Source organism: Dermabacter vaginalis (assembly GCF_001678905.1).
GTDB lineage: Bacteria > Actinomycetota > Actinomycetes > Actinomycetales > Dermabacteraceae > Dermabacter > Dermabacter vaginalis.
In genome coordinates this window covers 813,420-837,328 of record NZ_CP012117.1, presented here as the reverse complement: position 1 = coordinate 837,328, position 23,909 = coordinate 813,420, and the positions used below count along the sequence as shown (strand labels likewise).

Annotated in this window: 20 protein-coding genes; 11 read left to right on the top strand and 9 right to left on the bottom strand. The window is 64.1% G+C overall.

Annotated features, from left to right (window positions below; translation table 11 throughout):
- Positions 1–50: 50 nt before the first annotated feature.
- Complete coding sequence (locus DAD186_RS03525) at positions 51–1,025, top strand: phosphotransferase (protein ID WP_065247524.1); 975 nt, start codon at positions 51–53, stop codon at positions 1,023–1,025.
- Positions 1,026–1,029: 4 nt separating this feature from the next.
- Here DAD186_RS03525 and DAD186_RS03520 read toward each other — a convergent pair whose 3' ends face one another.
- Entirely contained in the window at positions 1,030–4,326 is a 3,297-nt protein-coding gene (locus tag DAD186_RS03520) for an ATP-dependent DNA helicase (protein WP_236886282.1), read from the bottom strand.
- Positions 4,323–7,538, bottom strand: coding sequence for a PD-(D/E)XK nuclease family protein (locus tag DAD186_RS03515; protein WP_065247522.1), 3,216 nt, complete (start codon positions 7,536–7,538; stop codon positions 4,323–4,325). Before DAD186_RS03515 ends, DAD186_RS03520 begins: the two co-directional genes overlap by 4 nt.
- A gap of 141 nt (positions 7,539–7,679) precedes the next feature.
- Here DAD186_RS03515 and DAD186_RS03510 point away from each other — a divergent pair, with 141 nt between their 5' ends.
- The 3 genes from DAD186_RS03510 to DAD186_RS03500 all read left to right on the top strand — a co-directional run bounded on the left by DAD186_RS03510 (position 7,680) and on the right by DAD186_RS03500 (position 10,197).
- Positions 7,680–8,291, top strand: coding sequence for a TetR/AcrR family transcriptional regulator (locus DAD186_RS03510; RefSeq protein ID WP_065247521.1), 612 nt, complete (start codon positions 7,680–7,682; stop codon positions 8,289–8,291).
- A 198-nt stretch (positions 8,292–8,489) separates the two neighbouring features.
- Positions 8,490–8,711, top strand: a complete 222-nt coding sequence (locus tag DAD186_RS03505) for a DUF3107 domain-containing protein (protein ID WP_065247520.1) — start codon at positions 8,490–8,492, stop codon at positions 8,709–8,711.
- A gap of 19 nt (positions 8,712–8,730) precedes the next feature.
- Positions 8,731–10,197 carry a DEAD/DEAH box helicase gene (locus tag DAD186_RS03500; protein WP_065247519.1) on the top strand — a complete coding sequence of 489 codons (1,467 nt, stop codon included), beginning with the start codon at positions 8,731–8,733 and terminating at the stop codon, positions 10,195–10,197.
- Between the two features lie 20 nt (positions 10,198–10,217).
- Here the strand turns inward: DAD186_RS03500 and DAD186_RS03495 are convergent, their stop codons facing one another.
- Both DAD186_RS03495 and DAD186_RS03490 read right to left on the bottom strand, forming a co-directional pair.
- Positions 10,218–11,567, bottom strand: coding sequence for a hypothetical protein (locus tag DAD186_RS03495; RefSeq protein ID WP_065247518.1), 1,350 nt, complete (start codon positions 11,565–11,567; stop codon positions 10,218–10,220).
- Between the two features lie 6 nt (positions 11,568–11,573).
- Positions 11,574–12,425, bottom strand: a complete 852-nt coding sequence (locus DAD186_RS03490) for a PHP domain-containing protein (protein WP_065247517.1) — start codon at positions 12,423–12,425, stop codon at positions 11,574–11,576.
- A gap of 72 nt (positions 12,426–12,497) precedes the next feature.
- On the opposite strand from DAD186_RS03490, the gene DAD186_RS03485 reads away from it, so the two are divergent.
- The 4 genes from DAD186_RS03485 to DAD186_RS03470 are packed head-to-tail and all read left to right on the top strand — an operon-like array spanning position 12,498 to position 17,142.
- The gene (locus tag DAD186_RS03485; protein WP_065247516.1) at positions 12,498–14,030 is read left to right on the top strand and encodes an aminopeptidase P family protein; all 1,533 of its coding nucleotides are present in this window, start codon (positions 12,498–12,500) and stop codon (positions 14,028–14,030) included.
- Entirely contained in the window at positions 14,027–15,349 is a 1,323-nt protein-coding gene (locus DAD186_RS03480; protein WP_065247515.1) for a magnesium transporter MgtE N-terminal domain-containing protein, read from the top strand. Before DAD186_RS03485 ends, DAD186_RS03480 begins: the two co-directional genes overlap by 4 nt.
- A 5-nt stretch (positions 15,350–15,354) precedes the next feature.
- Complete coding sequence (locus tag DAD186_RS03475) at positions 15,355–16,017, top strand: DUF1003 domain-containing protein (protein ID WP_065247514.1); 663 nt, start codon at positions 15,355–15,357, stop codon at positions 16,015–16,017.
- Between the two features lie 6 nt (positions 16,018–16,023).
- On the top strand, positions 16,024–17,142 hold the full coding sequence (locus tag DAD186_RS03470; protein ID WP_065247513.1) for an Mrp/NBP35 family ATP-binding protein: 1,119 nt from the start codon (positions 16,024–16,026) through the stop codon (positions 17,140–17,142).
- 33 nt (positions 17,143–17,175) lie between these two features.
- On the opposite strand, the gene DAD186_RS03465 is transcribed toward DAD186_RS03470, so the two are convergent.
- Positions 17,176–17,616 (bottom strand): twin-arginine translocase TatA/TatE family subunit, encoded by a 441-nt coding sequence (locus DAD186_RS03465; protein WP_065247512.1) that lies wholly within the window; start codon positions 17,614–17,616, stop codon positions 17,176–17,178.
- Positions 17,617–17,748: 132 nt separating this feature from the next.
- On the opposite strand from DAD186_RS03465, the gene DAD186_RS03460 reads away from it, so the two are divergent.
- Positions 17,749–18,405 (top strand): O-methyltransferase, encoded by a 657-nt coding sequence (locus DAD186_RS03460; protein WP_065247511.1) that lies wholly within the window; start codon positions 17,749–17,751, stop codon positions 18,403–18,405.
- Positions 18,406–18,447: 42 nt separating this feature from the next.
- Here DAD186_RS03460 and DAD186_RS03455 read toward each other — a convergent pair whose 3' ends face one another.
- The 3 genes from DAD186_RS03455 to dapE form a co-directional block, all read right to left on the bottom strand.
- Positions 18,448–18,618, bottom strand: a complete 171-nt coding sequence (locus tag DAD186_RS03455) for a DUF3117 domain-containing protein (protein ID WP_065247510.1) — start codon at positions 18,616–18,618, stop codon at positions 18,448–18,450.
- Between the two features lie 98 nt (positions 18,619–18,716).
- The gene (locus tag DAD186_RS03450) at positions 18,717–19,463 is read right to left on the bottom strand and encodes an LOG family protein (protein ID WP_065248696.1); all 747 of its coding nucleotides are present in this window, start codon (positions 19,461–19,463) and stop codon (positions 18,717–18,719) included.
- 10 nt (positions 19,464–19,473) lie between these two features.
- Positions 19,474–20,565: a succinyl-diaminopimelate desuccinylase gene (gene dapE / locus DAD186_RS03445; protein ID WP_065247509.1), complete on the bottom strand. Its 1,092-nt coding sequence runs from the start codon at positions 20,563–20,565 to the stop codon at positions 19,474–19,476.
- Positions 20,566–20,634: 69 nt separating this feature from the next.
- Here dapE and dapD point away from each other — a divergent pair, with 69 nt between their 5' ends.
- Together dapD and DAD186_RS03435 are read left to right on the top strand one after the other, a co-directional pair.
- The gene (dapD, locus tag DAD186_RS03440) at positions 20,635–21,585 is read left to right on the top strand and encodes a 2,3,4,5-tetrahydropyridine-2,6-dicarboxylate N-succinyltransferase (RefSeq protein ID WP_065247508.1); all 951 of its coding nucleotides are present in this window, start codon (positions 20,635–20,637) and stop codon (positions 21,583–21,585) included.
- Positions 21,586–21,587: 2 nt separating this feature from the next.
- Positions 21,588–22,514 (top strand): hypothetical protein, encoded by a 927-nt coding sequence (locus DAD186_RS03435; protein WP_065247507.1) that lies wholly within the window; start codon positions 21,588–21,590, stop codon positions 22,512–22,514.
- Positions 22,515–22,533: 19 nt separating this feature from the next.
- Here DAD186_RS03435 and DAD186_RS03430 read toward each other — a convergent pair whose 3' ends face one another.
- Positions 22,534–23,883, bottom strand: a complete 1,350-nt coding sequence (locus DAD186_RS03430; protein ID WP_065247506.1) for a citrate synthase — start codon at positions 23,881–23,883, stop codon at positions 22,534–22,536.
- Between the last annotated feature and the right edge of the window lie 26 nt (positions 23,884–23,909).

Below are 23,909 nucleotides of genomic sequence, written 5' to 3'. Positions count from 1 at the left end.
TGCATGTGTCCCACAGTATCCAACGCGCACGAAATGGTTACGGTTAGAGGGTGAGACGAAATTCCTATGCACTGGCCGCCCTTGCCACGGCCGGGATTCCCGGTGTGATTCCCGTGGCCACTTCCTCAACCACGCCCGAGGGCGAGGAAATCGAGTCTGCGCTCGTGCGCGACACGCAGGACCGCCTGTGGGTCGTGAGCGCCCCCTCGACGCCCACGGCGGGTGCGCGTCTCGCGAAGGAGATCGGCGTTCTCGAGGCGCTTTCTCGCACCGAGCTCGCCCCGTATTTGCAGGCTCCGCAGGGTTTCGCGTCGATTCCCGAGGGGGGACGCGCAGCCATCGCACTCGCGCTCGAGGGCACTTCACTGCACCTCGATGAAGTCAGCCACGATCATGTGCTCGCGGCGAACCTTGGCCGCGCGGTTGCCACAATCCACAACGCGCCGAAGGCTGCGTGCCAGGCGTCGGGCGTCGAGGAATTCACGGCGGAAGAGGTGCGTGCGAACTACCGCGCAAGCGTCGCACGTGCACTCGCGGAGCACCCGATTCCGTCGGCCGTTGCGCAGCGCTGGAACCACTTGCTCGCGGAGGATTCGCTGTGGCAGTTCACTCCTCGTTTCACCCACGGCTCGATCAATGAGGATACGGCCCTCGCCGTTGGCACTGAGGTTTCGGGCTTCACGGGATGGGAAAATGCACAGGTCGCCGACCCTGCTCGCGACCTCACGTGGATGCTCCACGGCCTGGACGCCCCCGCCTTCGAGGCATTCTTCACGGCCTATTGCGCGAACCTCGATGTGCGCCCTGACGCCCGCCTCGAGGAGCGCACCCAGCTCGTCGGCGAGTTCGCCGTGCTCGAGTGGCTGCTTTCGGGCAACGACACGAACGATCAGGCGATCGTGGCTGACGCTCTCGAAATGCTGCGCGACGTCGATGATGATCTCGCAGAACTCGCCCGGCGCGAAGCCGAGCAAGAGTTCGATGAGCTCGCCTCGCACGACCCCGAGGTCACGCCGGAGCGCTGATCTCCTACCCGAGCTGGGCGAGGAGCTCGACCAGCTCTTCCTCACGTGGATGCTGCGTGATCTCCACCGTGCGCTCAGCCGCAACGTAGTGGAACTTCGTCTCGATGTTCTCGAGTGGCACACCCGTTTTCTGGTGCCACGCGAGGCGGTACACGGTGAGCTGAAGCGCCTTGCGTGCGAGCTCCTCGCCCGAGGGCACACGCCCCGTTTTCCAGTCGACAATCCACACGCCCTCGCCTTGCGGATTCGGGTAGACCGCATCGATTACTCCCGAGAGGAACGCTCTTTCGAGCGCGAGTGAGACGGGGATTTCGAGCGCAAGGGGCGTCATGTTCGCAAATATCGAACGATCGAATTTTGTCTTGAGCTCCTGCAAGCTTTCACGCGTGCCGTCGTCCTCCTGATCGAGCAAGAGGTCGTCCACATCGAGAAGGGCGCCGTGGGTGTGTGTCTCCTCAACCCAGGCGTGAAAACGCGTGCCGAGACGCGCGCTCGTGGAGGGCTTACGGGGCATGGGCCGCACGAGTTCACGCACGCGCTCTGGCGCATTCGCACCCGAGAGCGCTACGAGATCCGAAGGGCTCAAACGCGACGGGAGGTACACGCTGCGCGCTTCGTGCTCGGCTCGGAGATTCGCGATCACGTGCCGCGTGGCCTTGGTGAAAAGGGCGAGGTCAGGCTCCTCGCTGATATCAGCGAGGGCATTTACTCCGCTCGCGCGGGCGGTTCCGACGGCTGCCTTCGCCTCCTTGACGTCTTTTTCCCGCGTGTGCGGGGCGGTAGGCCACTGGGCGAAGCGAGGGGCAGATTCAAGCGGGTTCTCGGTACCGATCTCGCCTCCGCGCTGCACGAGCTCTACGCCGTCGAGCGCGCTGATCTCGTGCACGAAACGCGAGGCCTGGCGCGGCTTTGACGCCCCCTCACTCCATGCTGAGTGGGTGAGAAGGGCACTCTTTTTGGCGCGTGTGAGGGCAACGTACATAAGCCGACGCTCCTCGCGGAGGCTCTCGGCACCGTTGTCGAGGCGAAATTCCTCGAACATCCCCTCAAGCTCCACCTGCGTTGCTGCCTCAGCCCAGCGAAGCTCGGAGAGGATTTCCCCGTCGCCGCGAAGCTCAACGGGGATGGTCGCAAGCGAAAGCTCGTTGACCCATCCCGGCTCACGCGGTGCGGGGTACTCCCCCGGGGTTTCGGGTTTCGCGGCGCTCTGGCGCGTGTAGGAAGGGAAGCTGCCTTCGGTAAGCGAGGCGATCGCGACGTGGTCCCATTCGAGACCTTTCGCGGCGTGGACGGTCGAGATGACGACGGCGTTCGGGTCGCTCGCCTGCGTGGATGCAGCCTCGAGCCCCCGCTCCTCGGTCTCGGACACGTCGAGGTGCGCAAGGAAAGCCTCGAGGCTCGGTGCGCTTGCAGTACGTGCGTAGGTCTCCGCGTGCGCGCGCAGGCGCTCGATGTTCGCGAGCGCGTGTTGCTGATCGCGACTAGGATCCGATTCAAGCGCGATATCAACGCCGAGGGCGCGCACCGCTACCGTCACGAGATCCGGGATATCGAGCCCCTGGGCGCCGCGAACCTCCCTTATGATCCGCGCGAGGCTGGCGAGTCGCGCGCGTGCCGAGGCGCTCAAGCGCTGTCCCGCGGGGCTCACAAAATCGTGGGGCGGCGGCGAGGTCACGGCATCAACGAGGGTGAAGGCGGCGCCGGGGTCCGAGAGCGCCGCCCGCGGCCCCGCACTTCGCTCGAGAGCGCGGCGCCACGCACCAAGCGCGGCGATATCGGCAGGGGCGAGCCGGAATCTCGGCCCTTCGAGAAGTTCCACGAGTGCATCGGAGCGCGAAGCGTCACTGATGACCTCGAGCAGAGAGCGAACATCGCTCACCTCGCGCTGCGCGAGGAGGGAATCGCCGCCGGCAACACTCACGCTCAGCCCCGCGGATTCGAGGGCTGACTGTAGAGCGGGAATTCGTGAGCGCGAACGCACGAGCACAGCGGCACTCGGGGGTGCCTCGTCGAGGGCTTCGGTTTCATCCTCGTGCGCGGTGCGGATAGTCGAGATCCACTCGGCGATCGCGGTAGCCTCATCAAATTCGGTCGCGTGCGCGGCAACGGTGATCGCACCGGGGCCCGCATCTGGGCGCGGGGCAAGCGTCGGGACGGTGATGCCAGCCGTGCTGCCCGCGAGTGGCCTGCTGATGGCATTCGCCCCCGTGAGCAGGGCCGCATCATTGCGCCAGGACGTGCTGAGCGTGTACTGCCGCACGGGACACTCCGCACTTCCCCACCGCTCGACAAACGAGGAGAGGGACGCTGCTGAGGCACCGCGCCAGCCATAGATCGCCTGGTTTGGGTCACCCACGGCGCACGTCGCGTGCCCCGAGCCGAAGAGGGAAGCAAGAAGCTGGAGCTGCGCGACCGACGTATCTTGGAACTCGTCGAGAAGCACGACCCGGTGCTGCGTACGCGCATCCTCGCGCACTTCGCTGCTCGCTTCGGCAATCGCAGCGGCAAGACTCACCTGATCAGAAAAATCAATCGCCCCCCGCTCGCGCTTCTCACGCGCGAATGCCTCGAGGAGTGGCACGAGAGACCGGCGCTGCTCGAGGACGCGCCACAGGCGCTTCACGCTTGCGGGAGCGGTGCGCTTTTTCCCACCCTCACCCTGGAGCGGGAGGTTCATGGTCTCGACCTCGATCTCGCGAAGGTACTCGTCAAGTTCTCGCGGGGTACGCAAGTGATCGCTCAGCGCCCCCGAAAGCGAGAGCACTGCGCTCGCGACCGTGCCGCTCGAGTGGTCGAAGGGAAGCTCGCCCTGCCACGATTCAACGAGGTCGTAGGCGATCTGCCATGCGGCCGCGGGCGGAATGACGGTGAAGTCCGGATCGATGCCGATGCGAAGCGCATGCTCGTGAACGAGATCGAGAGCAAAACCGTTGTAGGTCGCGACGCGCGGCGATTGTCCGCCGAGCTGCACGGTACTCGCGGCAAGTGTTGCTGGCGGCTCGATACCTGCCGAGACCATCGCAGAGGTGAGGCTCGCGAGTCTTCGGTCGATGCGCTCGGCGAGTTCGTGGGCAGCCTTTTTCGTGAAGGTCAGCCCGAGCACATGTCGGGGTTCCACGAGACCGTTCGCGATGAGCCACACGACCCTCGCCGACATCGTTTCAGTTTTCCCGCTTCCCGCGCCCGCGACGACGAGGGCTGGGGCGAGAGGCGATTCGATGACCGCCACCTGTTCAGGCGTGGGCTCGTGCTGGCCAAGAAGATGCGCGACCTCGCGCGCGCGAAAACGCACCGTGGTCACATTTCCTCCTGGTAGAGCGGACATGAGCGCTTGACGGGGCACACCGTGCAGTGAGGGTTGCGCACCAGACTCACGCCGGCGGTGCGCAAGCGTGCGTCAATGTCTCGCACAAGCTTCTCGAACCACTCGGGGTCATCGCCTTCGCCGAGCGCCGGCTGGTACCGTACAGCACTCGATTGTGCGTCTGTGCCAACGTACACGAGGCTCGCTCCCTCGAGCTTTTCCCCACTTCCGCCGTGCGCGAGCGCGTACTGGTAGGCGGCAAGCTGCGGGTCGCGTTCCGCATCCGTTTTTGACTTCGCGGTTTTCCCCGTCTTGTAATCCACCACGCGAAGGCCGCTCGTCTCCCGCTCGATCCGGTCGATCGAGCCGCGGATCTCGACCCCGTCGCCGAGCGCTACCGAGAACCGCTTCTCGACCGCGGCGACGTTTTGGTGCGCGCTCTGATACGCGCCAAGTTTTTCGAGCATGCGGATGAGGCGCGCGCGCTCGGCTCGCGTACGCCAGTTCTGCTTCTCCACGTCGTCCGCGGGCTCACTCTTGGCAAACTCGGCGACGAGTTCTGCCGCGCCTGCCTTTGGATGGGCCTCGGCGAGCGCGTGAACGAGTGTGCCAATTTCTTGCGCTACTCCACCGGGGTTACGCGCGCCCGCGCTCTCGAGGAGGAACGCACGCGGGCACTGCGAGGCCGTCGCAAGGCTCGACGGGGAAAGGGTGAGCGTACTGCCTGAAGGGAAAGGGGCATCGGTACGCGTGAGGTCCTGGTGGTACCAGGTTTCGGGGTTCGCACTTTCGACACCTTCACGCTCGAGCGCAGCAAGGAGCGAAGCGAGGTGGGTTCTGCCGGGACTTTCGCGTGGCTCGACCGCGAGCGCACGTGCGAGTGCAGCAACGAGCTGGCGGGTTTCGGGGAACGGTCCCGGGTTCGCGCTCGCTAGGGCCGACGCCACCCAGCCGAACGGCATCCCCGTGCTTCGCGCGTCGTTGCACAGCACCCGGAACAGAGCGGAGGGCGCCGTGTCCTCGCTCTCCACCGCGGTCACAAGAATGCGGTTTCGCGCGCGGGAAAGTGCCGCAACTGCGAGGCGGATCTCGTCGTTGAGGTTTGCACTTCGCCGAAGTGCACGCAGCTCGGCGCGGTTGAGCGCGATGCCGGGGTTATCGAGGTGGAGCGCCAGATCGGCGGCTCCAAGAATTCCCGAGCGAAGGCGAAGATTCGGCCAAGCTCCCTCGTTGAGGCCCGCAAGGATGACGGTATCGAAGCTCTCTCCCGCGACGGCTGCAGGCGTGAGCACGCGAACAATGCCGCTCACCCTTCCGCGGGCGCTGAGTGAATCTTCCGGGACGGCCTGGGCTTCAATATGGGCCATGAAGACGGCGATGTCGTCGCCTCCGCGGCGTTCCTCGTAGCGGTCGGCGGCCGTGAAGAGCGCTCCGAGGGAATCGAGACGCGAGTTGGCGAGTTTTGCGCGCGAGCGGGCCTGCACGGTTGAGGCCAGGGCGATCGCGTCATTCTGCCACCGAGTAGCGAGGTGCGAGGACTCCCACGCGGCCCACAGGAGCGGGAGGATTCCGTTCTCTCGAGCGGCCACGATGGCCTCGCGCATGCGCCGCAGTCGCCGAAGGGGCGCCGTGACCGCACGGAGATAGCGCTCCCTGCTATGTGCCGTGCCGTCGCTCTCTTTCGTCGCATCCGGCAACGGCGCGTCCGTGTTCTCCACGATCGCAAGGATCGCCGCATCCCCGAGGGTGTGCGTGTCGTGTGCGAGGGCCCAGCGACGCAGCTCACGCAGCATGCCGTCGTCCATTCCGCCCCAGGGCCCACGCAAAATCTCCACGAGTCGCTCGGCGCGTAGCTGCTGCATCCCGAGAGCCCACGCGAGGATCGTGAAGAGATCGCGGATGACGGGCTCGTCTCGCAGCGGATTCGCGCGAAGGGGAGCCTCAGCGTCGATTCCCACGCGTGTGAGGCGCTCTGCAAGGGCGCGTGCAGCCGAGGCGGAACGGCAGACGACGGCGATATCGTCGCGAGAGACGTCGTGCACGGCCCCGAGAAGACGGATAGCTGTAGCGATGTCGCGCGCCTCGCCCTCGTCATTAGCGGCGAGCGCGAATGCGAAAGCCTCGGAGGTGCTTTCTTCATGCGCTGCACTCCGCAGCGCGCTCGGGGCCCCCGCGAGCGGTAGTCGCGACGCGAGTAAAGCTGTGACCCGGGCGAGCGCGGGGTGTTGATCGAGCCCCCCGTCAAGCACGAGCGATGCGCATTCGCGGTGCGCGAGCGCCGGTGAATTCGCCATGCGCGAGGCCGCATCCGCCATGCCTCCACGGAACCCCTCGACAGTCGTATCAGGGCTCGACGTCACGAGCACGCGGGCGGCACTCGAGGCGAGCGCCGTGACGATTCGCACGCCACTCGCGGTGAAATCCTGCGCGTCATCCACGGCAAGCAGAGCCACCTCGTCCGCCGCCTCGATCACCGCGCACGCGCGATCCACGAGCACCCCGGAATCGAGGCGAAGACCGGCATCGATCGCCATAGTGCTCTCCAGCGCGAGCGAGTCGAGATAGGACTCAAAAACGCTTGCTGCCGCCTGCCATTCCTCGCGCCTGAATTCCACGCCGAGCGCGGCGAGCTGCGCGGGTGTCATGCCCCGCTCGGTGCAACGGCTCACGAGGTCGCGAAGTTCCGCGCGAAAACCCGCGAGAGAGAGGGCCGCCGGGTCGATCGACTCTGGCCACGTCGTAGGAATCTCCGCGAGGAGCTCTTCGAGAAGCGCGTCCTGATCCGCACCGGTCACAAGGCTCGGCTGTGCGCGCCCGTTCCGCGCCGCTTCCTCACTCACGAGGGCAAACGCGTAGGCGAGCGGCGTCATGATGGTGGGAAGTTCACGCCGCTGCTCAGCGCCCCTGCCATGGGCTGCCATGGCGCGACGCGAAAGCTCGTCGCGAAGAAGCGCGGCGCGCTCCCTCGTGGGAGCGAGAAGCACGACGGACCGGGCCTGAGTCCCCTCACGCATCGCTTCCCATGCAGCGTGGGCGCACAGGGAGGATTTCCCGCTTCTCGGTGGACCGTAGGCGAACGTCGGAATCCCTCGCCCCACGCACTCGAGCACGTGCGCTGCCGCCACGCCCGGAGTGTCCCTCGTAAAATTCGCGAGTTTTGACGGGGCAGTCATCGACGCAAGGCGCAGGCCCGCGGGCTTTTCCTGCATTCTTCTCCCCTTACCTGACCGAGCTTCCACCAGCCTAGGTGGAGGTATTTCATCCCATCATGGGGGTGAGACAACTAAACTACCCAGATAAGACTCCATCGCGTTGATCACCAACGCCTACCCGAACCACCAGGAGACACCATGCGCCGCCGCCTTCCTCGCGCAGAACGCCGCGCCCAGCTTCTCGACGTCGCCACGTCGTGTTTCGGTGAGCGCGGGTACCATCCCACGTCGATGGACGACATCGCCGAGGCCGCTGGTGTCACAAAGCCCGTGCTTTACCAGCACTTCGATTCTAAAGAGGATCTCTACATCGCCGTGATCGAGCACATCGGTGAAGTTCTTCGCGCTCGTATCGACGACTTCGCTTTCGAGGGGGCTTCGACGAAAGAGCGCGTGCGCGAGGGCATCGAGGTGTTCTTCGGTGTGTTCGACACGCGCTCAAGCATGCTCAAGCTCTTTTTCGGGAGCGAATACGTGACCGAACGCGTACAGGAGGAGGTCACGCGCGCGACCTCGCGCGCCGCCGAATCAGTCGGTTCGCTCCTTGCCCGTGCTCGCGAGCTCTCCCCCGAGCAGGCAGTCGTGGTGGGGCGCACATTCGTGACGTCGGTGCAAGCGATCGCGCGCGAAGCGGACGGCGCCTCGGATGAGCGCCGCGAACTGATGCTGTCGTCACTCGCGAAGCTGCTCACGGGCGGCATCCGCGCATTCGAGCCGCGCAACGACGAGCTCACCAAGAATCCCGAGTAACCGCTCTCAGCGAACGCTGCACTCTTTTTCGCCCACGGTCGATACACTGGGATCAGTGTGCGCTGCGCGGCCAGCCCGCCGAGCGCCGCTGACCTTTTGCCGCGCCCCCGATCCTCGCCACGATTTCACCGAGGTTCGTGCGGTGAGTGCGGCTCGCAAACCGTGCGCCCCAGTGCGCACATGAGAAAAGGACACCCCATGGAAATTCGCATTGGCGTCACGCATTCGTCGCGGGAACTGTCGCTCGAAACCGACATGAGCGCAGAGGATCTCTCCGCACTCGTGGAAAAGGCCATCGCCGAGAGCTCGCTCCTCACGGTCAAAGACACCAAGGGTCGCACGGTTCTCGTGCCCGGGGCGCGCATCAACTACGTCGAATACTCGACCGAAGAGCCGCGCCGCGTCGGTTTCCTGGGCTAACGGAAAGTAGTACCGGAACGTGACTGACAACCAGACTTTCGCCGACTTCGGCGTGCGCGAGGACATCGTCTCCTCGCTCGCGGAAAAAGGCATTACCGCCCCCTTCCCGATCCAGGCCATGACCCTCCCGATCGCTTTGAAGGGGCGGGACATCATCGGCCAGGCCAAGACCGGCACGGGTAAGACTCTCGGCTTCGGCATCCCCGCGCTCGAAACGGTGGACCGCGATATCCCCGAGAGCGACTCGGCATTCGGTAAGCCGCAGGCACTCATCGTTGTGCCCACACGCGAACTCGCGGTTCAGGTGAGCACCGACATTCAGGCCGCGGGTAAGCGCGGCGGCGCTCGCGTGCTCACGGTCTACGGCGGCCGCTCGTACGAGCCGCAGATCGAAGCCCTCAATAAGGGCGTCGACATCGTCGTGGGCACCCCGGGGCGCCTGATTGACCTCATGCGCCAGAAGTACCTCGACCTTTCACACGTGAAGGTCGCGGTTCTCGACGAGGCCGATGAGATGCTCGACCTCGGCTTCCTCGAGGACGTCGAAAAAATTCTCAAGGCCGCACCCGCAAAACGCCAGACCATGCTCTTCTCGGCCACGATGCCCGCGCAAATCATGGCGCTCGCGCGTCGTTTCATGTCGCACCCCACCCATATTCGTGCCCATGATCCAGGCGATACGGCCCGCACGAAGGCCGACATCACGCAGGTCGTCTACCGCGCCCATCAACTCGACAAGATCGAGGTCCTCGCGCGCATTCTCCAAGCAGAGGGCCGCGGGCTCACCATCGTCTTCACGCGCACGAAGCGCGAGGCCGATCGCACGGCCCACGACCTCGAGTCGCGCGGATTCGCCGCCGCTCCCCTGCACGGCGACCTCGGCCAAGGCGCGCGCGAGCAAGCACTGCGCGCGTTCCGCACGGGCAAGATTGACGTGCTCATCGCGACCGACGTCGCGGCGCGAGGTATCGACGTCGACGACGTCACCCACGTCATCAACTACACGGCGCCGGAAGACGACAAGACGTTCCTTCACCGCACAGGCCGCACGGGCCGCGCTGGCAAACGCGGTACGGCGGTCACGTTCGTCGACTGGGAAGACCTCGCACGCTGGGCGCTCATCGCCCGCCAGCTCGGCCTCGAGTCAACCGAGGCGCGCGAGACCTACTCGACCTCGCCGCACCTTTTCAGCGACCTCAACATCCCCGAGGGCGCGAAGGGCACGCTCCCGAAGGACAAGCGCACGCGCGCGGGGCTCGAGGCAGAAAAGATCGAGGATCTCGGCGGGCCCGATTCACGTAATCGACGCAGCGAGCACCGTCACCGCGGTGGGAACCGTCGCGGTGGCCGCGGAAGCGGTCGCGCAGAGCGGAACTCCACCGAGCGCGCCGCGAAGACCGAGGGCGAAAAGGCGCCTCGCAAGCGTCGCCGCCGCTCTCGCACCCGCCGTGTCAACGGCAAAGTCGTTGAGCGCAAAAACGACTAGCGCACACTGCCCCTACGCGACTAACCGCAGTTCGCGATCTCGGTACGGTGACTCGCGAGCCATGCTGTGAACTCACTCGGGTTAAGCGCGGCCTTCTCACGAGCTTCGGGGAGGGCCGCACTTACCGCCTCGGTGTGGGGCACAACCGACGCCGGTGCCGAACCGTTCTTGTCAAGATCGATCTCGCCGCCGGTCGCAAGACTCAAGAACGCGAGGTAAGCCGCGAGGTTGGTTTCGCTCGCCGTGGCAAAACCGCCGCACGGGGAAATGAATTGGCTCATGCCGAGCGCCCCCGCGGTTTGCACGAGGTTCGGCCTGTTCGAGGGCAGAGCCTCGCGGTCGCTTGGATCAACGAGGAGCGTCGCCGTGGAGACGTCGGATTCGACGAACCGGTGCGTGCCCACAACACTCGGGATCATGTCACTCGGCAAGAGATCGACCCCGGGCGCAAGCTGAGCCTGAAGCCTCGAAAGCGAGGTCTCGAATGGGCGCGGCGTACACACTTTGGGGTTCTCCCCCGCGCAACTCGCCTCAAAAGCCGACTTGACGGGCTGCACGCGACCGTCGTTCGAGATCCCCCCAGCTAGCGCGAGTGCCGCCACGAGCACGCCCCCGCTCGCCCACGTGAGCGACCGCTCGCCGATCGCCGGCACGATGATGCCCACGCCGAGCCACAAAAGCGCTCGCAGCGCAGCGCTCGTGAGCGTCGGCTCATAGAAGAACCAGGGCGTATCCACGTAGCCGCCGAGCGCCGGAAGCGCGGCCGAGGCGCCAAACAGGAGCGTCCACCAGGCAAGGAGATACGCGAGCACGCCCGCGGCCAAGATCGCGAAAGCACTGTTGATGCGCAGTGTGAGCACGGCTCCGCCAAGCGTCAGGCTCGACACAAAAGCCCACGTGCCGATGCTCCACAGCACCCACAGGAGCACATTGATGGCACTCATATCACCAACGCCCCACCACGCGAGGCTCAAGGCAAACACCACGAGTGCCGGAACAAAGGTAAAAAGTGCACCCCACAGTATGGAGGCGATCACGAACGCGGGGGAGATTCGCCGGGATACGCGCCCAGCCCCGCGCTGAAGCCAATTTTGCTTTTCTCTCGCTTCTTCGTCGGCGCGTTCGGCAAGGCTTCGCCAGGCAAACACGAGTGCCCCCGCCACGCTCGCAATGAGACACGCAATGTTTTGGGTCGCCACAAAGACGCTTGGCCCCCACCCAATCCACACGCTCGACGTTGCCGTAAGAGCGAGGGCAATGAGCGCAAAGGTTCCAACGGTCATGGGAATAGATACCGACGGTTTGCCGATGATCACCCGGACCATTTCACGGAGGTCATCCGTGTGCCTTGCGCGACGAGAGCTCACCATTACCCATCACAACCTTGCAGAGGTCGACTCGAGAAGCCGCTCAAGGCTCTCTTCGCTCGTGGTGTTCTCGCCAAGGCGATTGGGTTTTCCGCTTCCGTGATAATCGCTCCCGCCCGTGACGATGAGGTCCTTCTCGCGCGCGATCGTCAAGAGCGCCTCGCGCGCAGCCTCACCGTGCTCGCGGTGGTAAACCTCGAGACCGTCAAGACCGGATTCAACGAGTTCTAGGCAAGCGTCGGAACTGAGTCCCTTGCCCCGCGTGCCGGTCATGAGGTGTGCCCCCACCGCAAGCGCACCGCAATCGTGGATCCCCGCAATCGCCTCAGCGGCATCGAGGGCCCGGTAGGGCACGTAGTAGGGCGAGTGGGGTGCGAGCATGCGTTGGAAGGCCTCTGAGCGGTCCGCGACGACGCCGGCGCGGGTGAGGGCGTCGGCAATGTGGGGGCGCCCGACGCTTGCGACGCTCACACCACGCCCACTCGCAATCTCGAGCACCGCCTCCCATGAAATGGGGAAATCCTCACTGAGCCGCTCGACAATGCGCTGGGCGCGCTTTTCACGCGAGTCGCGCACCTCCTCGAGTGCCAGCGCAAAATGAGAGCCGGGGGCAGGGGTATTGCCGAGCGCGAGGAGGTGAATGCTGCGCCCGCGATGCTTCGCGGAGACCTCCATTCCGGGAAGGAACCCGAGTCCCGCACTCGCCGCGGCTTCGCGTGCTTCATCGATACCGCGATCCGTGTCGTGGTCGGTGAGGGCAATGACCTCAAGGCCCGCGGCCCGTGCCTGCTCAACGAGGGCAGTCGGCGTTTCCGTCCCATCGGACACTGCTGAGTGGGTATGAAGGTCAATTGCGTGCATCGTTCTTCCTCTCACACCTCGTAGTTGGTGGCCAGGGTGGCTCTTGAGGCTCCCCCGTGAGAATATCGAAGGGTGAGTGAGATCAAGAATTCAAAGTCCAGCGTCACCGACACCACCGACGATCTGAAGTCGAGGGGCGATACCCGCAGCCAGCGCCCCACGAGCCAGGCCTTCCTCGACTTCCTCACCCAAGGATGGGATGAGACCCTGCCACCGTCGGGCCGTCGCGCCGTCGCCGATTACACACCCGCGAGGCGGGACTCCCTCGTGGAGACGATGCCCGCAACCCGCATGGTGCTGCCCGCTGGCGGTCTCAAGGTCCGCAGCAACGATTGCGACTACCAGTTCCGCCCCCACACGGCATTCGCCTACTACTCGGGCCTTCGCACCGATGAGGAGCCCGATTCGGTATTCGTGGTGGAGCCCGATACCGACAACCCCGGCAAGAGCCGCGCGACCTACTTTTTCAAGCCGCGCTCCGGCCCCGAAACGCACGAGTTCTTCGCCGATTCTCGCTACGGCGAGATGTGGGTCGGGCGCCGCCCCACGCTCGAAGAAGTCGAGGAGCAGATCGGAGTGCCGTGCCGCCACATCGATGACCTCCGCGACGCACTCGCGAAGGACCTCGGCGACAATCTCGATCTCGCTGTGATCGAGGGCGTCGATGAACGCATCGACTCGCTTGTGGCAGAGTTGCGCGAGCAAAACGGTCTCGAAGGCGGGGAAAAAGCCCACGCCGTCAATAACTTCCTTGAGCAGAGCGCTTCCGAATCTCGCGTCGTGAAGGATGCGTGGGAGGTTGAGCAGATGCGTACCGCGGTCGCGACGACGATCAAGGGCTTCCACGAGGTCGTGAGGAACTTCCCCGAAGCAATCGCCCACGAGCGCGGCGAACGCGTTGTGGAGACCGTCTTTAACCGCACGGCACGCGCCGACGGCAACGGGGTTGGCTACGACACGATTGCCGCCTCGGGCCCGAACGCGTGCACGCTGCACTGGGTGCGTAATAACGGCGCGGTGAGGGAGGGCGACCTGATCCTCATCGACGCTGGCTGCGAGGTGGATTCGCTCTACACTGCCGATGTCACGCGCACCCTTCCCGTGACGGGCACATTTACCGAGGCGCAGAAGAAGGTGTACCAGGCCGTTCTCGACGCCGCTGACGCCGTGTTTGCCGTCGCGAAGCCCGGCATGAAGTTCCGCGACCTGCACGCGACCGCGATGGAGGTCATTGCGGATCGTCTCGATAAGTGGGGCCTTCTGCCCGTGAGCGCCGAGGAGTCCCTCAAGCCTGAGGGCCAGTACCACCGCCGCTGGATGGTGCACGGCACGAGCCACCACCTCGGCATGGATGTCCACGACTGCGCGCAGGCACGCCGAGAAATGTATCTTGACGCCACTCTCGAAGAGGGCATGATTTTCACGATCGAGCCGGGCCTGTACTTCAAGGAAAACGACCTGCTCGTTCCCGAAGAGCTGCGCGGCATCGGCGTGCGGATCGAAGACGACGTTCTCGTCACAAAGGACGGCGTTGAGAACCTTTCGCGCGAACTCCCCCGCGAAATTGACGCGATCGAGGCCTGGATGGCGGAGCTGCTCAAGTGAGCACCCACGAGCGTTTTTTCGCCGCGCGCCTTGCGGGCACGGGTCTCTTCGACCCGCTCGGCGACCGCATCGGCAAAGTCCGAGACGTCGTCCTCATCCCGCAGGAGACCCATACCGCGCGCGCGGTTGGTCTCGTGGTCGAGGTTCCGGGCAAGAAACGCATCTTTTTGCCCATCACAAAGGTCACCTCGATCTCGACCGGCCAGGTGATTTCCGACGGCTCCCTCAACATGCGTCGATTCGAGATGCGCAAGAGTGAGATTCTCGCGATCGGTGATCTTCTCGACCGCGAAGTGAGTCTCGTCGATGGCACGGGCAACGCTTTCGTCGAGGACGTGGCACTCGAGCAGGATCAAATCTCCAAGGAATGGGAGATTTCGAAGCTTCACGTGCGCCGTGCAAAGGCGAAGAACGCGTTCTCGAAGCTCGTGGGCCGGAATGAAACCCTCACGGTGGGCGTCGACGATGTGAGCGGTTTGTTCGGTACACAAGCCGAGCAGTCCGCTCAAATCCTGCTCGCCTCCTATTCGGATCTCAAGCCCGCTGACCTCGCAGACCTCATCCAAGAGATGGAGCCGAAGCGTCGCGCCGACATTGTGCGCGACCTCTCGAACGAGCGTCTCGGCTGGGTTCTCGAGGAGCTGCCTGAAGATACGCGCGTCGAGCTCATGCAGGGCCTTGAGTCGGAGCGCGCCGCGGACATTCTTGATGCGATGGACCCGGATGACGCCGCGGACCTCCTCCAGGAACTCCCCGAGCCGCTCGGCCAGGACTTGCTCACGCGCATGGAACCCGAGGAAGCGGAAGACGTTCGCCGTCTCCTCGCGTACGACGAATACACCGCCGGTGGTCTTATGACGACCGAGCCGCTCATCGTAGCTCCCGAGACCCCGGTCGCGCACTGTCTCGCCCTCATTTCGCGCGAGGAGATCTCCCCCGCACTCGCGTCGATGGTGTACGTGTGCCGCCAGCCGCTCGAAACGCCCACGGGGAAGCTCCTTGGCGGCGTGCACTTCCAGCACCTCCTCCGCGAGCGACCTGAAAGGCCCGTGGGAGAGATTATCGACCAGGACCAGGTGACGATGGCCCCCACGAGCCATCTCCATGACGTCACGCGCGAGATGGCGACGTACAATCTTGTGTCACTTCCCGTGGTGGATAAGGACTCCCGGCTTTTAGGATCCGTCACCGTCGATGATGTTCTCGACCACGTTCTCCCCGAGGACTGGCGCGAGAGCGATGAACCTGTCGCGACGACAACGACGGGGCAGATTGATCTCACGGGAATCGCGAAGGCCATTTCGGATCAGGAGGGGTGAGCACTATGGCACGCAGCAAAAAGAAGCGCCCCCAGCTCGACGACCCGGCACGGAAGAAACGTGGCCTGTGGCGCATGTTCTCGAGGCGACGCCCGAAAGACGACAACAACGACGGTTTCGGTCGCATGGCCGAGGCGATCGCGCGCTTCATGGGTACGCCCGCGTTCCTCGTGGGGATGACGATCTTTTGTGGCGTGTGGCTCGGATGGAACACCTTCCTTCCCGAATCGATCCAGTTCGATCCTCGAGCGCTCAACTTCACGCTTCTCACGCTGATCCTCTCGCTCCAGGCTTCGTACGCCGCTCCCCTCCTGCTCCTTTCGGATAACCGCCAAGCCGATCGCGACCGCGTGCAGGCTGAGCAGGATCGCCAGTCAAATGAAAAGGCGCACGCCACCACGGAGTTCATCACGCGTGAAATTGCGAGCCTCCGCATTGCCATGGCGGATGTCGCGACTCGCGATTATGTGCGCGGCGAGCTTCGCGATCTGCTCGAGGAGATCCAGGCAGGCGACGACGATTTGGTGCCGGCCGCCGAGACCGATGACGGCGCCGATCCCCTCGAGCCCTCGCGCGACCATGCGCACTTGCGTTCGCTCCTTCGCGAAGACATCCGCACCGTGCTCCGCGAAGAGCTCGAGCAGATGCGCGCAGAAGAAGCGAAGTGAGCCACGGTGAGTCCTGACCTCTCCTCCCAGGTCCGCTCTGCGCTCACGCGCGTGATCGACCCTGATCTTGGCCGTCCCATCACCGATGTGGGCATGGTTGAGTCGGTTGAGGTCACGGCGGAAGGCGTTGCCTTGATCCACCTCGTCATGACCGTCGAGGGGTGCCCCATGCGCTCGCGCATTGAAAAAGATGCCGCCGAGGCCGCTTCTCGTGTCGCTGGGCTCACGGAGGTGCGCGTCACATCAGGCACGATGAGCGAGGAGCAGCGCCGCGCGCTCGTCGACGAGTTGCGAGCTCAGCGCCGCGAGGTGCCCTTCAATAAGCCGGGCTCTCTCACGCGGGTCATAGCGGTCAGCTCGGGCAAGGGAGGCGTCGGAAAGTCCACCGTGACCGCGAACCTCGCCCTCGCCCTCACTCGACTCGGGTACAGCGTGGGCGTGCTCGATGCCGATATTCACGGATTTTCGATGCCTGGAATGTTCGGCGTGAGCACCCAACCAACGCGCGTGAACGACCTGCTCATGCCGCCGCTCGCGCACGGGGTCAAGGTCATGTCTATCGGCGTTTTCGTGCCCGAGCACCAAGCAGTAGTGTGGCGCGGCCCGAAGATGCACCGCGCGATCGAACAGTTCGCAACGGACGTGTTCTGGGGCGATCTCGATTTTCTTCTCCTCGATCTCCCACCAGGCACGGGCGATGTCGCAATCTCCGTTGCGCAGGTGTTGCCCACGGCAGAACTTCTTGTCGTGACAACTCCGGATTCGGCGGCGAGCGGCGTTGCCTCACGAATCGGCTCGCTCGCACGCTCGACCGAGCAGAGAATCATCGGGGTCGTCGAGAACATGAGCTGGCTGAGCGTCGACGGCGGCGAGCGCCTTGAGATCTTCGGGACAGGCGGCGGCGAGCGCGTTGCGTCCCAACTGAGCGAAGATCAGGGCTCGGAAGTTCCGCTTCTCGGTCAGGTTCCACTTTCGCCCCGCGTACGCGAGGGGTCCGACGCCGGTGAGCCTCTTACCGCTTCCGATTCCTCGAGCGAGGCTTCTCAGGCCTTCATGCGCATCGCCGAGCACCTCGCGAAGCCGCGCGGTCTCGCGGGCCGCAAGCTCCCGCTTTCTCTCGCCTAGCGCGCACCTGCGAAGGCACAGCGCGCCACCGGCTTATGTGGCTTCGGGGTCGAACGGGGTGCCGTCGGGAATCTTCGTATCCGTGCTGCTCCCGCTCGCCTTGCTGCCCGAGCCGCCCTTGGCCGCTGCACCGACGCCCGCAACCGCAGCCGACGTGGCGCTCGTGGAGCTTTTTACAGCATCGCGAAAATCGTTGACGTCGTCTTCAAGGCCGGTCGAATCCCACGCCTCACGAATGATCTTGCGCGGATCGTATTGGCGAGGATCGTATTTCTTGAGGTCATCGACGGCGATGCCCATCTCGTCTTCGATCGACGCTCGCGATTCATCCGCCCATTTACGCAGGTCACGAACCCAGTGAATCACCTTCCGGGTGTACTCCGGGAGGCGCTGCGGGCCCACGAGGATCACGAAGAGCAGGGCGATGATGAGGAGTTCCCATCCTCCGAAGGTGAGGAAGAACTCTTGACCCATCGCTGTGCCTGCCTTGTCTCGTTCCGCTCGTAAAAATGGTGCTCCGCCATTATTGCACGCACGGGTGGGAAACTCGCGCGTCGTGGCCTAAGCTTGAGTGCCACGAAATTCACGAGGAAAGAGGGAGCGGGAATGGCAACGGGCAAGTTGGCGAGTTGGACGCTCAGCGAGGAATTCCTCGACGAGGAGCGGCTCTTCGCCGTGCCCGGTGTGTGCGAAAGAGCGCGCGAGCGAGGGAGCGCAATTGGGCTCCCACCAGTTCTTGCGGGGTCGGCTGCGCACGCCCGCAGCGTCGTGGCCCTGCTCGGGGCCCGCGCAATCGTGCAAGTGGGAGCGGGGGCGGGAGCGCTCAGCCTCTATCTCGCGAGCGCGATGGGTTCCGACGCTACCCTCACCGCGATCGACTCCGAGCCGGAAAACGTGAGGCTTGTGCGCGAGGCTTGCACGGAAGCGAAGATTCCTGAGGCGCGCGTGCGCACCATCAATGCACAGCCTCTAGAGGTTTTCACACGGCTTACACGCGGCGCTTACGACATGATCGTGGTGAATGCGAGCGAACCGAAGCTCGATGCGCTCGTCGAGGGGGCACTCAACATTTTGCGTTCCGGCGGAGCGCTCGTCGTGATGAATGTGATGCATCACGATCGGCTTGGTAACCCCACCGCGAACGACCCGCAGACCATCCGGATACGTGAGGTCGTAGCCGGTCTCAACGAGCGCGAAGATCTCGTGGTGTCGATGTCACCGGCAGGTGACGGGGTGCTGACGGCAGTCAAGGCGAGGCTGTGAGGGCATAACCCCCACAGCCTCTAGGCAATTCAGAAAAGGAAGTTAGGCGGGAACAACCTTATTGAGCGCGTCGCGCAGCTCGCGCGCTTCATCCGCCGAAATCTCTACGACGAGACGACCGCCGCCCTCAAGCGGAACTCGCATGATGAGGCTCCGGCTCTCTTCAGCCACTTCGAGGGGGCCGTCGCCCGTACGAGGCTTCATCGCTGCCATGATCGTTCGCCCTTTCTCTGGCAATGGATCTATCGCTTCTATTCTCCCACTATCATTCGCACAATCCTGGGAGAGGGCGAAACACGCGCGATGAGCAGCTACTCCATCTCGCGCTTGAGAACGTCAACGACCTCGTCTGCGGTATCGACGATATTGATGAGATCGGTATCGCCAGGAGAGATATATCCATAGCCCGCCTGGACAGTTTGCTCAAGCCAGGCCACGAGCCCGCTCCAGTACTCACGGCCTACGAGGATGAGGGGGAATTTCTTGATCTTGTGGGTCTGGATGAGGCAAAGCGCCTCGAAAAGTTCATCGAAGGTGCCAAAACCACCGGGGAACGCCACGAATGCTTGTGAATACTTGACGAAACACGTTTTGCGCGTGAAGAAATACCGGAAGTTCACGCCGAGCTCCACGTACTCGTTCATTCCCTGCTCGAAGGGAAGCTCGATGCCGAGCCCCACGCTCGTCGTGCCCGCATCGACCGCACCGTGGTTGCCAGCTTCCATGATGCCCGGGCCGCCGCCCGTAATGACCGCGAGGCCCATCTCACCGATGCGCCTTGCCACCTCGCGTGCAAGCTCGTAGTGCGGATGCTCAGGTTTGGTGCGCGCACTGCCGAAGAGGGCGACAGCCGGTCCAAGTTCCGCAAGGGCGCCGAAGCCCTCCACGAACTCCGACTGGATGCGCATCACTCGCCATGGATCCGTGTGAACCCAATCGCCTTTCTCCGCGTTTTGGAGGAGACGCTGATCGGTGGTTTCGGTGGGACGCTGCTTACCGCGGAGAAACACGGGGCCTTTTCGGTAGTCGCTCAAAGAGCCGTGATGAAGCTTTTTCATGATTTCCACGTTAGCGGAGGAACCGCTCAAGAGACTCATAACACTGGGTGAGAGCAGCCGTCGGAAGATATTCTCCATCCGTGTGCGCGAGAAGCGGATCTCCCGGACCGAAATTCACGGCCGGGGTGCCGAGCGCGCTGAAACGCGCCACATCGGTCCAGCCCTGCTTCGCTTCCACGCTCACGCCGTCACCGAGAGCGGCAAGAAAATCCCGTGCCGCAGGCCGCGTGAGGCCTGGGAGTGCGCCACCCGAGGAGTCCGTGACCTCAAACTCGAGGTCAAGGCCCGCGAAAACGTGTTTCACGTGCGCGAGCGCTTCGTCTTCGGTCACGTTCGGCGCGAAACGGTAGTTCACAAGGATCTCGGCGCGGTCGGGAATCACGTTCGTGGCGATTCCCCCGTCGATCGCCACCGCGTTGAGGCATTCGCGGTAGACGAGCCCGTCGATCTCCACGTCCTTCGGCTCATACTCCGCAAGGCGCGTGAGTGCCCCGGCGAGACCGTGAATCGCGTTCTTCCCGATCCAGGCGCGCCCGGAGTGTGCCGCAACGCCGCGAGCCGTGAGACGCACGCGTATCGTGCCCTTGCACCCGGCCTCCACTCCCCCGTTCGAAGGCTCACCCAGAATCGCAAAATCTGCCTCGAGAAGCTCCGGCCTCTCGCGCGCAAGGCGCGTGAGCGAGTTGAGGCTCGCCTCCACTTCCTCGTGGTCGTAGAAGATCCACGTGAGGTCGTGGCGCGGCGTCTCGAGGGCGCACGCAAGCGCGAGGAACACCGCAACACCGCCCTTCATATCGCACGCACCGCGGCCAATCAGCCGCTCCTGCCCGTCCACGACCTGCACGCACGACGGAAGATTGCCCGCGACTGGAACGGTATCGAGGTGTCCGGCGAGAATCACCCGTTCCGCGCGGTCGAGATGCGTGCGCGCGATCACCGTATCGCCATCACGAATGACCTCGAGATGACCGGCGGCGCGAAGGGTCGTCTCCACCTTGTCCGCGAGCGCAGTTTCATTTCCCGAGACTGACTCCGTATCGACGATCGCGCGCGCGAGTTCGGTGAGGCCCGCCTCGAGGGGTAGGGGTGTTGAGTTCGTCATGCGCACAAGCCTAGAGGTTTTCGGCGTGCTCTAACGAAATCCGAAGAGGCGCGCTATAGCCTGTGAGCCATGACTGAGAACAAGAGCGCATGGGGAATCGGCCTCGCGACCATCGCGAGCAACGGCACGACCCTCGACACGTGGTACCCGGCCCCCGAACTCGGCAATGCTCCCGAGAACCTCGCCCAGAGTCCCCTTTCCGAAGCACTTAAAAAAGCCGCGCGCGATGATGCCGCACGCGGTACACGCCAGGAGGTTGTCACGCGCGTGATCTCCCTTGAGGAACCGCCGCATGATGCCTCGGATGCGTACTTGCGCCTCCATCTCCTTTCCCACCGGCTCGTGAAGCCCAATGAGCAGAACCTCGAGGGGCTTTTCGGCACTCTCGCGAACGTCGTGTGGACCTCGGAGGGACCGTGCGCCGTGGAAGGCTTCGAGGACACCCGCCTTCGCCTCATAAGCGAAGGCCGGCGCCCCACGGTCTACTCGATCGATAAGTTCCCCCGCATGGTCGATTACGTTGTGCCCGAGGGCGTTCGCATTGGCGACGCTGATCGTTTGCGCCTCGGGGCCCATCTTGCAAGCGGCACAACCGTGATGCACGAAGGCTTCGTGAACTTCAATGCGGGCACCCTTGGCACCTCAATGATCGAGGGTCGCATCTCGCAGGGCGTCGTCGTGGGCGATGGTTCCGACATCGGTGGTGGGGCCTCGACCATGGGTACCCTTTCGGGCGGCGGGACGGAGCGCGTGAGCGTTGGAGAGCGCTCGCTCGTGGGAGCGGAGGCCGGCGTCGGCATCGCCCTTGGCGACGACTGCATCGTCGAGGCCGGGCTGTATGTCACCGCGGGCACGAAAGTAACCCTCATCGACGGCGAGAGTCGTTCCGTCGTCAAGGCTCGCGACCTCTCCGGGGTGCCGAGTCTTCTGTTCCGCCGTAACTCGCAATCGGGCGCCGTCGAGGCCGTCTCGCGCTCGAACAAGCGCGTTGAGCTGAACTCCGACCTTCACGCGAACTAATCATGGCCAAACGCCCCGCGCTGTCTCGCGTGGTCATCCCGCTCACGCTCCTTGCGGTTTTTCTCGCGGTCGTGGGCGGGAGCTTCGCTGCGCTCACTCTCTTTGACGGCGGTCAGCGCACGGGCCGCTGCACCGCGAGTGGGCTCTCGACATCGCATTCGTACTCGACCGAGCAAACCCTCAATGCCGCCACGATCAGTGCGGTCTCGATCGACATGGGGCTTCCACCGCGCGCCGCGTCGATCGCCCTCGCGACCGCCTACCAGGAGTCGAAGCTCAAGAACATCGACTACGGGGATCGCGATTCGGTTGGGCTCTTCCAGCAACGCCCCTCTCAGGGGTGGGGCACGAAAGAGCAGATCATGGATCCTGTGTTTGCCTCGACGGCCTTTTACGAGAAACTCGCCAAGGTCAAGGGGTACGAGAACATGGAGATCACCATCGCGGCGCAAAAGGTGCAGCGTTCAGCATTCCCCGATGCTTACGCCGATCACGAGGTCGAGGGGCGCCTCTTCTCCTCTGCGCTCACCGGCAACAGTGGCCCCGAGCTCGAGTGCGATCTCGCCGCCGCAGGCGGTCCAGCGCATCCAGAGAAACTTCGCGAGTCTCTCGCGCGCGAGTTCACCCGGATGAGCGAGTCAGGCGAGGTGGAAAGCTCGCTCGGCGCCGCAGGATCGAACGCACCGGAAGGCGCGGGAGCGACGACCGTCGTCATCAAGACGGCCGACGAAAAGCGCGGCTGGGCGCTCGCGAACTGGGCCGTTGCTCATGCCGCGAAGGACAATATCGTGGGGGTCGACTACCGCGGTCAGCGCTGGGACCGCTCACGGCACGTCTCCCAGACGTCGTCGCAGTGGGACAGCGACGCAACGGGCGGCGCAGGCGGCGAGGAGGACGCGATCGTGATCTACTTTGCGAAGGGGTCGTGAGCCGCGGCCACAGCCTCGCTTATTCGGCCTTGTTCTCTCGCGCTTTCAGTTCCTCGCGGAGATCGTGGAGCAGGAGCTCCGACGTGCCCGTACGCTCCTCGATCGGCACGTATGCGCGCTCGGCTTCGCCCGTGTAGATCTGCCGCGGCCGCATAATCTTCGTGTCGGGATCGTTGATCGCCTCTTGCCACTGGGCGATCCACCCGGGTAGACGCCCGATCGCGAACAGCACCGTGAACATGTGCGTGGGAAAACCCATCGCCTTGTAGATGATGCCCGTGTAAAAGTCGATGTTCGGGTAGAGATGGCGTTCGATGAAGTACTCGTCGCGAAGCGCGATCTCCTCGAGCTTCATCGCGAGCTCGAGGCGCTCATCATGGATGCCCAGGCGCTCGAGCACCGTGTCGGCAATGCCCTTCACGAACTTCGCACGCGGATCGTAGTTCTTATACACCCGGTGCCCGAAGCCCATGAGGCGAGTCGAATCGTCCTTGCTCTTGACCTTCTCCATGAACACTCGCGGATCCTGACCGGATTTTCGAAGGTCGTCGAGCATGTGCATGACGCGCGTGTTGGCGCCGCCGTGCGCCGGCCCAGACAGGGCCGCAACGCCCGCCGAGATCGAGGAGAAGAGGTCCGCTCCCGCCGAGCCGACGAGGCGCACCGCGGTCGCCGAGCAGTTCTGCTCGTGATCGGCATGGAGAATAAACAGCTGCTCGAGTGCACGCACCACAACCGGGTCCGCCACGAAATCCTCGACGGGAAAAGCGAACATGAGCCGCAGGAAGTTCTGCACAAGGCTCAGCGAGTTATCGGGGTACATGAGCGGCTGCCCGTTCGCGACACGATGAGCGTACGCCGCCATCGTGGGCATCTTCGCGAGCAAACGCAGAGTCGAGATGTGCACCTGTTCTGGATCGCTCGGGTCGAGGGAGTCCTGGTAGAAGGTCGACAGTGCGCTCACACCCGCCTGGAGCACCGCCATGGGCGCCGCATCGCGCGGCAGGGCGATAAACACGCGTTTGAGGTTCTCGTCGAGAAGTGTGCGCTGCTCAATCGAATGCACGAATTGGTCGAGCTGCCCTTTCGTGGGCAGCTCGCCATAGATCAAGAGGAAGGCCACCTCGAGGTAGCTCGAGTGCTCAGCAAGCTGTTCGATCGGGTAGCCGCGGTGACGGAGGATTCCCGCCTCGCCGTCGATGAACGTGATCGCGGAGGTCGTGGGAGCCGTGTTCATGAACCCCGGGTCGAACGTCACTGCCCCCGTTTCCTTGCGCATGCGCGCGATTGACACCCCGTGGTTCCCCTCGGTCGGCTCGACGAGCGGCAGATCCAGGCTTCGGTCATTGACGCTGAAGTGTGCGGTCATCGCGTTCCTTTCGTGTCTCTCGCGGC